General features: G+C 70.5%; 14 protein-coding genes. 5 read left to right on the plus strand and 9 right to left on the minus strand.

The features are described from left to right. Positions 1 to 107: 107 nt before the first annotated feature. Positions 108 to 1,142 (minus strand): citrulline utilization hydrolase CtlX, encoded by a 1,035-nt coding sequence (gene ctlX, locus K1X13_RS10900; protein ID WP_308249507.1) that lies wholly within the window; start codon positions 1,140 to 1,142, stop codon positions 108 to 110. Positions 1,143 to 1,359: 217 nt separating this feature from the next. Between ctlX and K1X13_RS10905 the strand changes: the two genes are divergently transcribed. Next, the gene (locus tag K1X13_RS10905; protein ID WP_221025091.1) at positions 1,360 to 1,743 is read left to right on the plus strand and encodes a VOC family protein; all 384 of its coding nucleotides are present in this window, start codon (positions 1,360 to 1,362) and stop codon (positions 1,741 to 1,743) included. 124 nt (positions 1,744 to 1,867) lie between these two features. On the opposite strand, the gene K1X13_RS10910 is transcribed toward K1X13_RS10905, so the two are convergent. From K1X13_RS10910 to K1X13_RS10935, 6 genes are all read right to left on the minus strand, one after another. Continuing rightward, complete coding sequence (locus K1X13_RS10910) at positions 1,868 to 2,791, minus strand: FAD-dependent oxidoreductase (protein ID WP_308249508.1); 924 nt, start codon at positions 2,789 to 2,791, stop codon at positions 1,868 to 1,870. A 117-nt stretch (positions 2,792 to 2,908) separates the two neighbouring features. Then, positions 2,909 to 3,406 (minus strand): nitroreductase/quinone reductase family protein, encoded by a 498-nt coding sequence (locus K1X13_RS10915; RefSeq protein ID WP_221025092.1) that lies wholly within the window; start codon positions 3,404 to 3,406, stop codon positions 2,909 to 2,911. Positions 3,407 to 3,503: 97 nt separating this feature from the next. Then, positions 3,504 to 3,845 carry a DUF2200 domain-containing protein gene (locus K1X13_RS10920; protein WP_221025093.1) on the minus strand — a complete coding sequence of 114 codons (342 nt, stop codon included), beginning with the start codon at positions 3,843 to 3,845 and terminating at the stop codon, positions 3,504 to 3,506. 81 nt (positions 3,846 to 3,926) lie between these two features. Continuing rightward, entirely contained in the window at positions 3,927 to 4,184 is a 258-nt protein-coding gene (locus K1X13_RS10925; RefSeq protein WP_221025094.1) for a hypothetical protein, read from the minus strand. Between the two features lie 193 nt (positions 4,185 to 4,377). Next, positions 4,378 to 6,168 (minus strand): DUF429 domain-containing protein, encoded by a 1,791-nt coding sequence (locus tag K1X13_RS10930; RefSeq protein WP_221025095.1) that lies wholly within the window; start codon positions 6,166 to 6,168, stop codon positions 4,378 to 4,380. A 90-nt stretch (positions 6,169 to 6,258) separates the two neighbouring features. Then, on the minus strand, positions 6,259 to 6,948 hold the full coding sequence (locus tag K1X13_RS10935; RefSeq protein WP_225914945.1) for a 4a-hydroxytetrahydrobiopterin dehydratase: 690 nt from the start codon (positions 6,946 to 6,948) through the stop codon (positions 6,259 to 6,261). A 133-nt stretch (positions 6,949 to 7,081) separates the two neighbouring features. Between K1X13_RS10935 and K1X13_RS10940 the strand changes: the two genes are divergently transcribed. Continuing rightward, on the plus strand, positions 7,082 to 7,447 hold the full coding sequence (locus tag K1X13_RS10940) for a hypothetical protein (protein ID WP_221025096.1): 366 nt from the start codon (positions 7,082 to 7,084) through the stop codon (positions 7,445 to 7,447). 19 nt (positions 7,448 to 7,466) lie between these two features. On the opposite strand, the gene K1X13_RS10945 is transcribed toward K1X13_RS10940, so the two are convergent. Beyond that, positions 7,467 to 8,582 carry an AI-2E family transporter gene (locus K1X13_RS10945; protein ID WP_221025097.1) on the minus strand — a complete coding sequence of 372 codons (1,116 nt, stop codon included), beginning with the start codon at positions 8,580 to 8,582 and terminating at the stop codon, positions 7,467 to 7,469. Between the two features lie 235 nt (positions 8,583 to 8,817). Here K1X13_RS10945 and cls point away from each other — a divergent pair, with 235 nt between their 5' ends. From cls to K1X13_RS10960, 3 genes are all read left to right on the plus strand, one after another. Next, positions 8,818 to 10,245 (plus strand): cardiolipin synthase, encoded by a 1,428-nt coding sequence (gene cls / locus K1X13_RS10950; RefSeq protein WP_221025098.1) that lies wholly within the window; start codon positions 8,818 to 8,820, stop codon positions 10,243 to 10,245. 205 nt (positions 10,246 to 10,450) lie between these two features. Further along, a complete protein-coding gene (locus tag K1X13_RS10955) occupies positions 10,451 to 10,804 on the plus strand; it encodes a GYD domain-containing protein (RefSeq protein WP_221025099.1) in 354 nt (117 codons plus the stop codon). 112 nt (positions 10,805 to 10,916) lie between these two features. Further along, complete coding sequence (locus tag K1X13_RS10960; RefSeq protein ID WP_221025100.1) at positions 10,917 to 11,384, plus strand: hypothetical protein; 468 nt, start codon at positions 10,917 to 10,919, stop codon at positions 11,382 to 11,384. Positions 11,385 to 11,387: 3 nt separating this feature from the next. On the opposite strand, the gene K1X13_RS10965 is transcribed toward K1X13_RS10960, so the two are convergent. Then, positions 11,388 to 13,865, minus strand: a complete 2,478-nt coding sequence (locus tag K1X13_RS10965; RefSeq protein WP_221025101.1) for a DUF6493 family protein — start codon at positions 13,863 to 13,865, stop codon at positions 11,388 to 11,390. Between the last annotated feature and the right edge of the window lie 28 nt (positions 13,866 to 13,893).

Raw genomic sequence — 13,893 nt, forward strand, 5'->3', positions numbered from 1 at the left:
CCCGCGTTATTCCGCCGCAACTTGGGCAGGTGGTGCCCCTTCTGAGCCACGACTTCGGGCTGACGGGCGACTCCAAGGAGGCCGTCTCAGACAGCCCACGTGCACGGTCAATCCGCGGCGAGGCCCATCGCGACGTCCTGGCCGTCGGCCGTGTGCGGGTTCTCGTCGATCGCCTCGACGGCAGCCGTGGGCTCGGGCTCGATGGCCGGCCGCCTGTCGAGGTGGACACCGGCGATCATGCAACGCACTGACCCGCCGGCCAGCTCGATCGTGGGGATGTCGATGGCCACGATCTCGCAGGACTCCTCGATCGTCGCGACCTGGTCCGGACGCAGGCTGCGACGCGCCCGGGCCGACATGGCCATGATGTAGCGGCGCCGACCCTCCGGCGTACGACCGCACAGCTCCACGGCGTTGCCGGCGAACTCCCGGATCTGCTGCTCGGTCAGCTCCACGACGATCCTCCCGTTGACCGAGAGGCGCTCGCGGACCTCGGCGCGACGCTGCTCGTCAGGGATCATCTCCAGGGCGATCATCGCGACGTCCGTGCCGATGCAGGCGATGACGTTGGTGTGGTAGACGGGCACGCCCTCGGAGTCGACCGCGTCGAAGGCCATCGGCTCGTACCCGAAATCGGTGCAGAACCGCTCGAGGACGTGGGTGTCGGCCCGGTGGCTGCGTGCCGTGTAGGCGACCCGCGAGACGTGATCGAGCACCATCGCGCCGGTGCCCTCGAGGAAGATGCCGTCGGGTTCCAGGCCGGAGTAGTCCACGATGGTCTGGACCCGGTACTGAGACTTGAGCAGCTCCAGCACGTCGGCGCGACGCTCGTGGCGACGGTTGGAGGCATACATCGGGTAGACCGCGATGTTGCCCCCCGCGTGGGTAGAGAGCCAGTTGTTCGGGAAGACGCTGTCCGGGCGGGTGTGGTCCTCGTCCTCGAAGACGTGGACCGTCACCCCCGCGTCTCGGAGGGCCTTGGCGACGGCGTCCATCTCGGCCAGGGCCTTGGTCGACGTCGCGTCGCCGGACTGCCCCTCCGGGACATCGCGCTGGAACGCGTTGTCGGCCGCCGTGGCGGGATTGGGGATGAACCGTTCCGCACGGATCAGGATGACAGTTGACGGGGCCTGCGCACTCACGGAAGGAATCTAGAACATCGGTCGTGCTGGCCCGGAGGCACCCGTGCACTACTCCGTCCACGCGGCTCGTCCGACGCCGCGCCCGGAAGGTCTCCCCGACCCGGCAGGGCACCCCGTCTGCCTCTGCGTTCATGGGCCGGAAGGGTTCACCGGGACGGGCTTTGCGGTGCAGAGTGATGCCCACACACCAGCTGACGAGCGGCCCCCAGGAGAGCCGATGAGTGTCGAGCTGAACCACACAATCGTGCACGTGAAGGACCGGTGGGCTGCTTCTCGCGACGTCGGCCAGGTACTCGGTCTGCCGGAGGCGAGGGCCTACGGTCCGTTCGCCGAGCTGAAGCTAGACAACGCCGCGAGCCTGGACTTCATGGACAGCAAGGGCGAGATCCACGGCCAGCACTACGCCTTCCTCGTGGGAGAGGAGGACTTCGACCTCATCCTCGGTCGCTTGCGAGACGACGGCCGACAGTGGTGGGCCGACCCCTTCAAGCGCCGACCGCACGAGATCAACCACGAGGACGGTGGCCGGGGCCTCTACTGGGAGGGCCCGGACGGGCACTGGCTGGAGATCATCACCCGTCCGTACGGCAGCGGCGGCTGATCTCCGGATCGCCGCATAGGTCCACCCGCCGGACCTCCACCGGGAAGCCGCTGCGCGCCCTGGTCACCTGCGTCATACCGCCGCATGTCGGCCGCGTCCTGCGTTCATGGACCTGCCGCCGAAGTCAGGTCGTTGCCTCGAGTTGCTTCGCGAGTGCAGTGACGTCTTGGGCACATCCCCAGCTGATGGTGATGCCGGCGCCGCCGTGGCCGTAGTCGTGGATGACTGGAACCGGCAGCAGCTCACGGTCGAGTTCCACTCGGACCTCGGGGCGTCCCGGTCGTAGCCCGACCACGGTCTGGAGGACACGCGACCTTGCCAGCTGTGGCGCGATGTCGATGCAGCGGTCGAGTATCGCGGCAGTCTGCCCGGGGTCGGGCTCGGTGTCCCAGCTGCCTACCTCGAGAGTGCCACCGAGGATGCAGTCCTCCGACCGCGGGTGGACGTACGCCCGACCTCCCGGATGCTCCTCGTCACGGACCGACAGCCGCAGACCTGGATTCGTCACCCGAACGATCTGGCCGCGCACCGGGAAGACAGTCTCGTCGCCGACGAGAGCGCCGGCCGCCATACCAGCCGCGTTCACGACGACATCTGGCTCGAGGTCCATCACATCGTCCAGTGCGGCCACGCGTCGGACGACGTGGCGCACTCCCGCCTCCAGGACCGCCTGGGGGAGATAGGGCAGGTAGAGGGGCATCTCCACCAGGGGAACGACGAACCGCAGGCCGTAGGGATAACCGGGCGGTAGCTCGTCTGGACGTGCCAGGCGCACGTCGCCGACCGCGTCCGCCCACGCCGGCAGCGGCGGCTGCACCGACTGCGCGTCGCGACAGAGCACGAGCGAGTCGCGCATGACCACCCCCGGGACGCCGGTGGCGGCCTGGGCAGCAAGTACGTCATACGTGGCGGCGCCCCAGCGCGCGACGGCCTCCGGTGGGCCGACTGCCGTCGGGAACCACGGCGGCCAGGTACGAGGTGGTCCGCTGCAGCCGGTCGGCACTGAGCACGATGACCTCGTGGCCACCTTGGACGAGGAGTCGGGCACAACAACACAGTCCGCTGATGCCGGCCCCTACGACTACGACGCGCACGTCGTCCAGGATCGCAGCACCTTCACCCTCGCCAGAGGGCCGGCCTCGGTGACAAGGCGACGCACGCCGCATCATGCCGCCGCGTCGCGCGGCTCGAGGACGACAACGGCGGTCTCGGTTGGCCGCCGGGCGGCGTACTCGTCGAGGTTCTTGTCGATCTCGGCCCAGCGGGACCACAGCCGCTCGCGCTCTTCGCCCTGTGCGCGGCGCGCACGGACCTGTCGTGCTCCGTCGCGGGTCTCGGCGATGGCGTCCGGATGATCCTGCAGGTTCAGCCACCACGCGGGTTCTGCCGGACCCCATCCGTTCATCGCCATCGTGACCAGGTTGCGACCGTCCTCGAAGTAGCCGATGACGACCTGTCGTGGCATCCCACTGCGTCGGCCCTTCGTGGTGAGCCGCAGCGTCCCCCACCTGCCCGGCTTCGGCCTCCACAAACCGAACCGGCCACCAGTCGCACGCAACAGCGCGCGATGGCCATGCCAGAAGGCCACCATGAACCAGCGCGGCGGAAGCCGTGCACGCCGACGACGCGCCACCGCGGCTCGCGCCTCACGATCACCGGACATGACCACAGCGTGACCCTTCGGGACGGGCCCCGCTAGGGCCAGAGTGCCCCCAGCGACCTGTGCAGCGGTCCCGCGCCGCTCGCGTCCCCGCTGACCGTTACGCCCTCAAGATCCTGTCCATCGACTTGCCCTTGGCAAGCTCGTCGACCAGCTTGTCCAGGTAGCGAATCTTCTGCATCAACGGATCGTCGACGAGTTCGACGCGCACCCCACACACCACGCCGGTGATCAACGACGCATGCGGATTGAGCCGTGCATCGGCGAAGAAGTCCTCGAACGTCGTGCCCGCGGCCAAGTGACCACTCAACGCTGGCTCGTCGAAACCGGTCAGCCACTCGATCACCTGGTCCAGCTCGGCCTTCGTGCGCCCCTTCTTCTCCACCTTCGTCACGTAGTGGGGATACACCGACGCGACACTGGTGGTGAAGATTCGGCTCATTCTCGTGAGCGTAGTGCTTCGCCCCATCGCACGTTCAGCGGAGCACGACTGCCGGCGGACATGTCATCGCCGCCTGGCGCTTCATGCCTTCTTCCGGCGTACTGGGTTGGTCACCTTCTTGGCGCCGGTGGTCGTCTTCTTGGCGGCACCGGTCGCCTTCTTGGTCGTCCTCTTGGTCGCCTTCTTGGCCGCCGAGGCAGCCTTCTTGCCGGTCTCCACGGGCTTGGGCGGGAACCACACCGCCTTGGTGGCCTTGGCCTTCGCCGCCAACGAGGCACCGCGTGCCGCCCACTTCTCTTTGTCCGTGACGCCCTTCCACCGGCTCTTGATCTCGTTCATCTGCTGCTCCCTCCCACTTGTCCTTCACTGGCGCCCGCCCTGACCCGGAAGCCGATCTCGGGGTCGTCGGTCTTTGGGTCACCAACCCCCTTGTGCCCACAGGGCGGGTGGGTTACTCCAGTGGGTGACGTCGCGCCACAGAGCTGGCAACCGCATCCGTGGAGCAGTCCCGCGCCCGCGGCTTTCCGGAGGCTCAACCGGCGCCGCCGCCCATCTTTGCGAGTCTGACCCGCAGGGCGGGCGCCCGGTCGGCATTGCCGCGCAGCTCGACGTACGTGTCGCCGTACACCCACAGCAATGCGTCGTCGAGCCGCCGCACCGCGCCCGGTGGGTACCGGTAGTCCATCCGTTGCGTGAGCGACTCCGCATCCACCTGGCGCAACGTGTCGCCGAGCTCGGCCAGGGACGTGATGCCCAGCTCGAGGAGCAGTCCGGAGATCCACGCGTAGTGATCGGTCCGCGACCACCCGGCATCGGCGTACTGCCCGGCGAGGAACGCCGCCAGCTCGCGCGGGCTGATGCGCGGGTCGTCGTCTTGAGGCTCGGGGCTGGGACCGGTCATGTCGGTCCGGAGCCGGTCCCGAATGGTGGAGAACTCGCGGTCAGCGAGCTCGAGCAGCCCGGCCGCGAGCGTGAACCGGCGGTCGAAGTCGGGGACGTGCTCGTCGGGGATGGTGCCCTTGTAGCGGATGTCGTGCTCGAACTCCGCCCACGCGTGCTGCAGCACGGTCCGGATCTGGACCTGCGCCTGGCGACCCCGCAGCAGCTCGTACGCCGGCTGGTTCTCGCGCGCAGCGTCGAGGCCCACGAGCAGGTGCCGACTGGCGTAGCCGAACCGACCCTCGCTCGCCGTCTCCCGCCCCATGTCGCGGTCGTCGTGAACGACGACCTGGTCATCGAGGAGGTCGGCCACGGCCTGGACGTCGCTGTGCACGTAGGTGATCACGCGGACCCCGATCTGGTCGGTGATCTCCTTCAGCGGGTCCGTGAACGAGGGCCGGCCATCGACGGTGCGGGCGGCCTTGGCGGCGAACGACGCGACGGACTTCGCGCGGCCGGTCACGCTCAGGTAGTTGATGCCGGCGTCGTCGAGGATCGAGGTCACCAGCTGCACGAACTGGTCGGCCGCCCGGCGCAGGTCGGGCTGCATCTCGGCGTACTCGCGGACCGCGGAGCCACCGGGGTCACGGATCTCCGGGGCGATCCGCGGCCCCCGAGGCGTCGGCACCAGGTCGTCGGGCAGCGTCGGGGTGACGATGTAGCCGGTCTCGAAGTCGCCGTACGTCGTGGTCCGCTTCTGCTGGCGGGTCGCGAACAGCGCGACGTACGCGCAGATGACAGCGTCGACCTGGTCCTCGACGACCCGCAGCTCGCTCTTGCGTCCCGCCTTCTCGACGGTGCTCCGCAGCGCCGGCCAGGTCCGCACCGCGCGCCGGTCGGCCGGGTGGCCGCTCACCAGGAGCGGGGGGTCGGCGCTGGCGAGGCCCTCGAGCAGACCCAGCAGCACGATCAGCTCAGAGCGGAGCTGCTCGAGGTCGCGGCCGGGCTTGTTCTTGTACTTCAGCGTCCGCCCCAGCCGGAACAGGGCCACCGTCGCCGGATGAGGGTAGACCTCGATGGCCCGGCGGGCACGCCCAGACCGTGGGTTCATGTCCAGCCCGAGCCGGGCCGCGATCCGAGCGCCGCGCGGCTGTTCCCGGAACTCCGGCTTGCCGGTGTTGGACGGGTGCGCACCGGCGTCGAAGCGCGCGAAGTCCTTGTTCAGCGCGGCCTCGGCGGGCCGGTTCCCGATGGCGTTGGTGACGATCAGCGGCGCGTCGATCGCGACGAGGCAGTCGTCCTCGACGTACGGCGCCAGGGCCTCCACGATCGCGTCGTCGGTGGCCGCGGCCGACACGTGCAGCAGGTGTCCCTCGTCGTCGAGGACGGCCAGCCCGGTGGGCCGGCGCTCACCCCAGGCGAGGTCGACTCCGACGAAGTGCATGGACGCAGCCTGCCCTACTCAGGCAGCCGAGTCCTACCGACCCGACGACACTGACGCTGATGTCTCAGGTGGTCGTCGCAGGGATCGGCCCTACGACGTCGTGCACACGCAGGCTTTGTTGCCGTCCTGGTCGGCGATCACGGTGAACGACGGCGCCTGGCTGTCGTCCACGACGATCCCACCTGCCGCGACGGCGGCGTCGATCCGCTGCTCGGCCACCTCGGACGGCACCCAGACGTCGACGTGGAACCGCTGACGCGGGGTCTCGTGCTCGTCGGTGTCCTGGAACCACAGGATCGGTACCCGTCCCGTAGCGTCCCGGACGTCGTCGCCGATGGTCCCGCGGCCTTGGGCCTCGGTGCTCCCGGTCAGCAGGGCAGCCCACACCGGGGCGATCGTCGCCGCGTGCGCCGTGTCGAGGGCGAGCTCGATCGTGGTGATCGAGGCCGGATCGGGGTCGAGCGCGTGCTCGGCGGCGATCTCGGTGACCCGTCGTGCGAGGTCGACGTCCTGCTGGGTCACCCATTCCACGACGTGCTCGGTGCCCTCGTCGTCGCGATAGACGGCATCGTCGCTGAGCAGCTTGAGATCGACGTACCCGTCGCCCATCGTCACGCGCGGGTGGTGGCCGAGCGCGTCGCCGGCCTCGCCGACCGCGGCGACGAACCGTGCCCCGGTGCCGAAGTCGCCGGCCAGGTAGCGAGCATGGAGCCCCTGGCCCAGCTTGCGCCAGTCGGTCAGGTTGGCCTCGGCGACCTGGTCGCCCGTCAGCATGTCCATGGACGGGAATGTAACCCCGATCCGGAGGCCGGGCGTTCGGAACCTGCCAGAGACGGGGGCCGGCCACCGTGGCCGCGATCCGCTCGTCCCGTCTACCTGCGGAACCCGGCAGGTGGGGACCTAGGCTGAACGGATGCGAGCGCTCATCGTGGACGGCGCGAACGTCGTGGGCAGCCGCCCCGACGGTTGGTGGCGTGACCGGGCGGGCGCGGCCGGCCGGTTGTGGGTGCGGCTGGCCGCGGCGGACCTGCCGCACGAGGAGGTCGTGGTGGTTCTCGAGGGTGCCGCGAGGAAGGGCGTCCCGGCCGGCCGGGAAGGTCGCGTCCTCACGATTCACGCACCGGGCTCCGGCGACGATGCGATCGTCGAGGCGGCCAGAACGCGCGCCGGCGACGGGTGGGACGTCACCGTGGTCACCGCCGACCGTGGTTTGCAAGGTCGGGTCGAGGCCGTGGACGCAACAGTCGTGCGTCCGTCCTGGTTGCTCGACCGGCTCTGACACCGGGTGCAAGGTCCGTTCACCGGCGGCGACGCCCCGTCAGCGGCGCGTCGTGTGTCGGGCGCGTGTCCCCGGGAACCGTCGGATGGGGGGCCAGCAGCCCTCTCAGCCAGGCCGCCGACGCGTCGGCATCCACCAGCAGCGCCTTGGCGAACAGGGACAGTGGCACCGCCAGGAGCGCCCCCAGCGGCCCGAGCGCAGCCGCCCAGAAGATCAGCGACAGCATGGTGATGGTGCCGGAGAGCCCGACCGCGCCGCCCACGATCCGAGGCTGGATGAGCGACTGGATGACGAAGTTGATGACCGTGTAGACAGCGACCACCGCCAGCAACATCGACGGCCCGCCCTCCAGCAGCCCGAGAACCGCCGGCGGAATCAGACCGAGGAAGAAGCCGATGTTGGGGATGTAGTTCGTGACGAACGCCAGCAGCCCCCACAGCACCGCGGCGGGCACGCCGAGCCACCACAGGGCAGCCGTGTCCAGCAGCGCCACTACGAGTCCGAACACCGTTGAGACGAGCAGGTACCGCCGGGTGCCGGACGCGAACGTGCCCAGTGCGTCGGCCAGCAGGCGCCGTCGTCCCGGCAGCGTCGAGAGCCGGTCGGTGAACCAGGCGGCGTCGAGCGTCATGAAGAAGACGACGCTCACCACCAGCAAGAGCATCGACACGACGCCGAGGAGCCCTCCGAGGGCGTCACCGAGCCCGGAGACGATACGCGCCGGTTCCAGGGACGCCCGGAGGTCGTCGAGCTCGGCGGCTCCCATGCCGAGCCGGGTCAGCCCCTCACCGGCCCGGTCCAGCACCCTGTCCCACTCGGCGCGGTACGACGGCAGCAGCGCGGCGAACCGGGAGACGCTGACGACGAGCGAGACGACCAGAGCCGCAAGAGCGCCGTACACCAGCAACAGGAGCGACACGGCCGCCGCCCAGCCAGGCACGCCGCGAGCCCGCAGCCGGGAGCGGAGCGGGTGGACGAGCACCACCAGCACCATCGCGAGGAACACCGGAGTCACCAGGTCGGCCATGGCGTGCAGCCCCAGGACCACCACTGCCGCCGCCGCCACACCCCCGAGCGCCAGCACCGGCCGCGGCAACGAACCCGCCGCCGGTCGGCCCGCCTGCGCGTTGGTCACTGTGCCAACCGCCTCCCTCGCGCGGTCACCCCGCACGCTCGCGTCCCCACCTTCCGATCGGACCGGTACCTCGCATTCTGCGCAGAGCCGGTGTGGTTCGTGCTCACCCGGGCGGGATGAGGTGCGGCGTCGGAGGAGCGCCGAGAGTGTCAGCACCGGCGCGTCCAGCCGGGCTTCTGGTCGCGACCGCCGTCAACCGGGAAGGCGTCCCATGGTCGAGGGTGCACTCCTCTCAGTGGCAGCCCTGGTCGCCCTCGTCGCGGTGGCGGGAGTGGTGTTCACACTCGCCACCGACGACCGGGACCCCAGCATCGTGCTGGCGTGGCTCTTCCTGATCGTCATCGCACCGTTGGCCGGCTTGGTGGCGTACTTCTTCGTCGGCCGCAACCACCGCGGTCCCACCCGACGCCGGGCGCGGAGCGGCGCACACGACGGCGCCGCGACCGTGCGGTACCTGGCCATGGCGACCCCCGCCACCCACGCCTTCTCCGAGGCCGCGCTCAAGGAGCTGGGCGACTCGCCGGCCGGCCGGGTCGCCACCATCGCGGCCAGCGAGGGCGGCACCGCACTGTTGCCCGCCGACAGCTGCCGCCTCTACTTCGCGGGCGCCGACAAGTTCCGCGACCTGCTGTCCGATCTGGCCGACGCCCGGCAGTACGTGCACCTGATGTACCTGATCTGGGAGCAGGACGAGCTCACCGCCAGGGTCACCGAGATCCTGCTGGACCGCCTGGCCGCCGGGGTGTCGGTGCACATCCTCTACGACTGGCTCAGCTCGATGCCCTACAAGAAGGCCGAGCTGCGTCGGCTGGCCTCGGCCGGCGCGGTGGTGCTCCCGTGCTACCGGCGGTTGCCGCAGCTGAACTACCGCAACCACATGAAGATGGTGATCATCGACGGCAACGTCGTGTACTCCGGCGGCATGAACATGGGGCAGGAGTACATCGACGGTGGTGAACGCTTCGCCACCTGGCGTGACACCCACTACCGGATGACGGGACCGGTCGTCGCTCCCTACCTCGACCTCTTCGCGTCCACCTGGGCCGCCACCGGCGGCGGCGACGAGCTGTTCAGCGGCTACCTGGAGGCGCCGTCGCCCCGCCTGCCCGAGGAGGGCAGGCCGGTCCAGGTGTTGCACTCCAGCGTGTCGACGCCGACCGCGTCGATCCGGGACCTGTTCATGGTCGCGCTCATCGCCGCTCGTCGACGCGTCTGGATCCAGTCGCCGTACTTCGTCCCGGACGAGCCGACCCTGACAGCGATCTGCGTGGCCGCCGCCAGCGGCGTCGACGTCCGGCTCATGATGACGGGGCATCCGGACAAGAAGGTGCCGTTCCATGCCGCCCATGCCTACTTCGGCCAGCTGCTGGCCTCCGGCGTACGCGTGTTCCTGTACGACGCCGGCTTCCTGCACGCCAAGACCGTCACGGTGGACGACGACGTGGCGGTCGTCGGCACCTGTAACTGGGACATCCGCAGCCTGCTCCTCCACGAGGAGGTGGTCGCCGTGCTGTACGACCGCGAGCTGGTGGCGGAGTCTGCCGCGCAGTACGCGGCCGACCTCCGGTCGTGCCGTGAGCTGACCGCAGCGGAGCTGGCTCGCCTCAGTCGTCCGCGGCGAGTGCGGAACTCGCTGTGCCGGTTGACCTCCCGACTCCTCTAGACGGCGGGCGGAACCGGGCCGCCTTGCAGCAGACCACCTGTCCCCCTCCGAGGGGCCGTGAGCGTCGATGTTCCCGGCGAACGCGACATCGAGGCGGCCGGGGTATAGCCCGGTGTTGCCGTGGGGGGCCGGCAGGCGAAGAGTTAAACGCCAGAGTCCGCGGCCCCCGGTCGCGGCCGAATCTCGAGGACCCTTGGAGGCCCCCATGGCACAGTTCCTCTTCCAGGTCGCCTACACCAGCGACTCCTGGGCCACCCAGGTCCGCGAGCACGGCAACGTGCTCGAGCGGATCCAGCCCCTCCTCGACGGTTGCCAAGGAAGCGTCACCGGCTGTTTCTACGCGTTCGGTGACTACGACCTCGTCCTGCTCGCCGACTTCCCGGGCGCCGAGGAGGCAGCCGCCTTCTCGCTGGCCGCGACGGCAGGAGGGTCCGTCAAGTCGATCAAGACGACTCCGCTCCTGACCGTTGACCAGGGCATCACCGCGATGAAGCGCGCGGAGGAGGTCGGTCGCAACTACCACCCACCGGTCGCCACGAGCACCGCGCACCGCGCGTAGGCCCGACAGGGCCACTGCGTCAGGTCCCGGGAAGGGAGGATGTTCTGAGCGCACGCCATTCGCACGGCGTCCTGCGACCGGGAGGGACACCGTGCAGGAAGGGGGCAATGCCATGCCGGACCAGACCGACAGCCAGCGGCTGCTGAGACGGATCGAGCATCGTCGGGAGACCGTGGACGCCTACCTGCGGTCGGCGAAGCCCCGTGCGGAGCGACTGACCTACGTCTCCGTGATCAGCAGTGCTCTGGCGGCAGCCTTCACCGCCGGACCGGCGGTCGGCGGCTCGAAGTTCACCGACGGGGTGGCGGAGTCCCTCGACCTCGGCGGCGCCGAGGACGTGTGGCGCCCCCTGTGCCTGTTCGCCATGCTGACATCGGTGGTCGCGGCGATCTCCGCGAACCTCAGCAAGTCGAAGAACGCCGAGGCTCGCATCGTCAGCGCCGAGGCGTGCAACGCGGAGCTGGAGGGTCTGCAGACCCTGGTGGAGTTCCAGCAGGTGTCGACGGAGGAGGCCGTCAAGCTGTACCAGCAGTACGTCGCGAGGGTCCCGTTCGTCGCTGAGACACCGCCCAGGAAGTGACGTCTACGCGAGCAGCGCCTGTGCCGCCCTGGCCGACTTCGAGGAGCCGCTGAAGCTCTGCAGCCAGCTGCGCAGTGCAGGATCCGTGACCGCGATGCCGTGCCGCAGGGACTCCTCGTGCAGGACGTCGAGGAGTGCGTGCAGTCCCTGGTGTCCGGCCTGGAGCCGAGGCAGCAGCGCGTTGAGGGTCGCGACCGCGGCCCGCGCGCCCAGCACTGTCGCGGACGCGTCCCGCAGGCTGCTCGCCCAGCGGGTGGCCGTGCAGTGACCTGCCGTCAGCACCATCGCGTCGGCGAGCGCGTCGGGTGAGATGCGGCCGGTCGCCACGAGGTCGTGGAAGGTGTCGACGGCGGTCAGGCGCTGGTCGGCCCGGCCGGCGGAGAGGCCCACGGCCACCGTCGCCGCGGCGAGACCACCGAGCCGGCCGGGGTGACGCGACAGCGTCTCGAGCACCCGGGCCGCGTCGCGCCACGGTCCGGCGTCGGTGGTGTCGAAGACGGTGAGGCACGAGTGTGCGAGGAAGTGCTCGGCGTCGTGCGGCCAGATGGCGGCGAGGTGACCGACGAGATCCTCCAGCTCGGGCGTCCACTCGCCCCGTCGCCCGTCCGCGGTGGGCTGGTCGGACGTCATCTCGACGCAGCCCTGCTCGACGGTGACCTTCCAGTAGTAGTGGGTGTAGCTCCGCCGGCCGCCCCTGTCGGAGTAGGTGCCGGACACCGTCCTGACGTCGAGGCCCGTGGTCAGGGCTCGTCCCTGCCCGGCGGCGTCGAGCCGATGACGGAGCAGCAACGGGTCGTCGTGGAGCGGCGCGCGCGCCCGGGACGCGGCCACCCACCACGGCACCCGCGTCACGTCGGCCCGGTCGACGTCCTCCCCGAGGGCATGACGCACCACCTGGCCGAGCTCTCCAGGCAGCTGCCGCGCCCGGCCGAGCGCCTCCGCCCGACCCTCCGTGCCGAGCCGGAGAAGGGCCGCGACGAGGTCGCTGGTCCCCGGGTCGGGGGTGGCGGCGAGGCGCCCTACGAGCGTCGCCGGCGTCACCCATCCCTCGCCCGTGTCGGGGGTGGCCAGGAGGGTTCGCGGCCGGTCCTCGCCGGCGAGGATGCGCGCCACCTCCACGAGCCGGCGGACCAGGAACTCGCTCGGTCCGGGATGGGTCGAGGTGAACTCCACCGGCTCCCCGAGCGAGGTCAGCACCAGGCCCGCGATGTGCCCGCTCATCGGTCCGCCGCCCGGTTTGCGTGCGCGCTTTCGCAGCGGCTTGAGGAGGTCCGTCGGCCCGGTCGAGGCGAGGCCGGCCAGCAGGGCCTCGACCTCCAGGACGTCGCCGGCGTCCTCGAGCAGCGCGGCGGTCCGCTCGAGCAGGTCGCCGCGGAGAGGCGGCGGTGGGGCTGTCGACGCGGGCACCGCCGGGACGGCGGGTTCCTCGTGGTGCTGTTCCTCCGCCGTCAGACCGAGCAACTGCCGCAGGCTGGGGGCCAGCTCGTCGGCACGGGCAACCGCCGCGGCGGTCGCGCCGTACCGCTCCAACGCCCGTACGGCGGCCGCCTGCACGTCGCGGTTCGGGTGGCCGACCGCCTCGCCGGCCAGCGCGATCGCCTCGGGGCGCAGCCCGGGGTCGGCCTCGGCGAGCGTGGTGGCCATCGTGAGCGCCGCTGTCGCGGTCCCCTTGGCCCGGCCCAGGACGACGGGGACCAGGGCGGTAACGGTCTCCGGGCCGGCGAGGCGACCCGCCTTGAGGAGGGTCCCGAGCAGCTTCATGGCGAAGGAGACGGTCGGGCCGACGTCGGAGCCGAGCAGGTGGCGGTAGGCGTCCTGGTGCCGGGACATCTCCTCGAGCGTGGGGGAGAGGGCCAGGTAGAGCCGGGAGAACCACGCCGCCCGGTAGGTGCTGAAGTCACCGCGCAGGGTGCCCAGGCACGAGGTCATCACCCGCTCGCGCGGGAGCGTGCCGTCGCCGACCAGGTCGAGGAACGTCTGCTGCCAGCAGCCCCCGTACGCGTCGACGTTGGCCAGGCTGACCTCGCCGCCCCCCTCCACCTCGAAGACCCGCCACAGGGCGCGGTCGATCAGCTCCGGATCGTCGCGAAGCAGGCAGGCCGCGCTGTCCCGCCCCTGGTTCCCGACACCGCTGATGAACGCGAGCACGTAGGCGTCGTCCGCGTCCAGCCGCACCAGGCCGAGCCGCTCCAGCAGCCGGACGGGCGCGAAGCCGTCGTGGTACGAGGAGTGGGTCGACAGGTCCCGGAGTCTCTCCCGGACGAGCGGCGCGAGCCACCTCGGCGGTGTCTCGTGCCGCTCGGCCCGTGCCGACCGAGGGTGGTTGAGGGCCTCCTCGACCGCCTCCCACGTCTGGCGGTGCCGGCCCCAGGCGTAGTCGTAGGTGCCGTTCCAGGCCGGTGTGCCCAGCTCGTCGAGCAGCCCACAGATCGCCGGCCGCGAGACCTGCGCCAGGTCGTCGTACGTCGGGAAATCCGGCACTGAGCCCCCTCGCCTCGGATGTCGGCCT

The sequence above is a fragment of the Nocardioides jiangsuensis genome (genome assembly GCF_019679455.1).
GTDB classification, from domain to species: Bacteria; Actinomycetota; Actinomycetes; order Propionibacteriales; family Nocardioidaceae; genus Nocardioides_C; species Nocardioides_C jiangsuensis.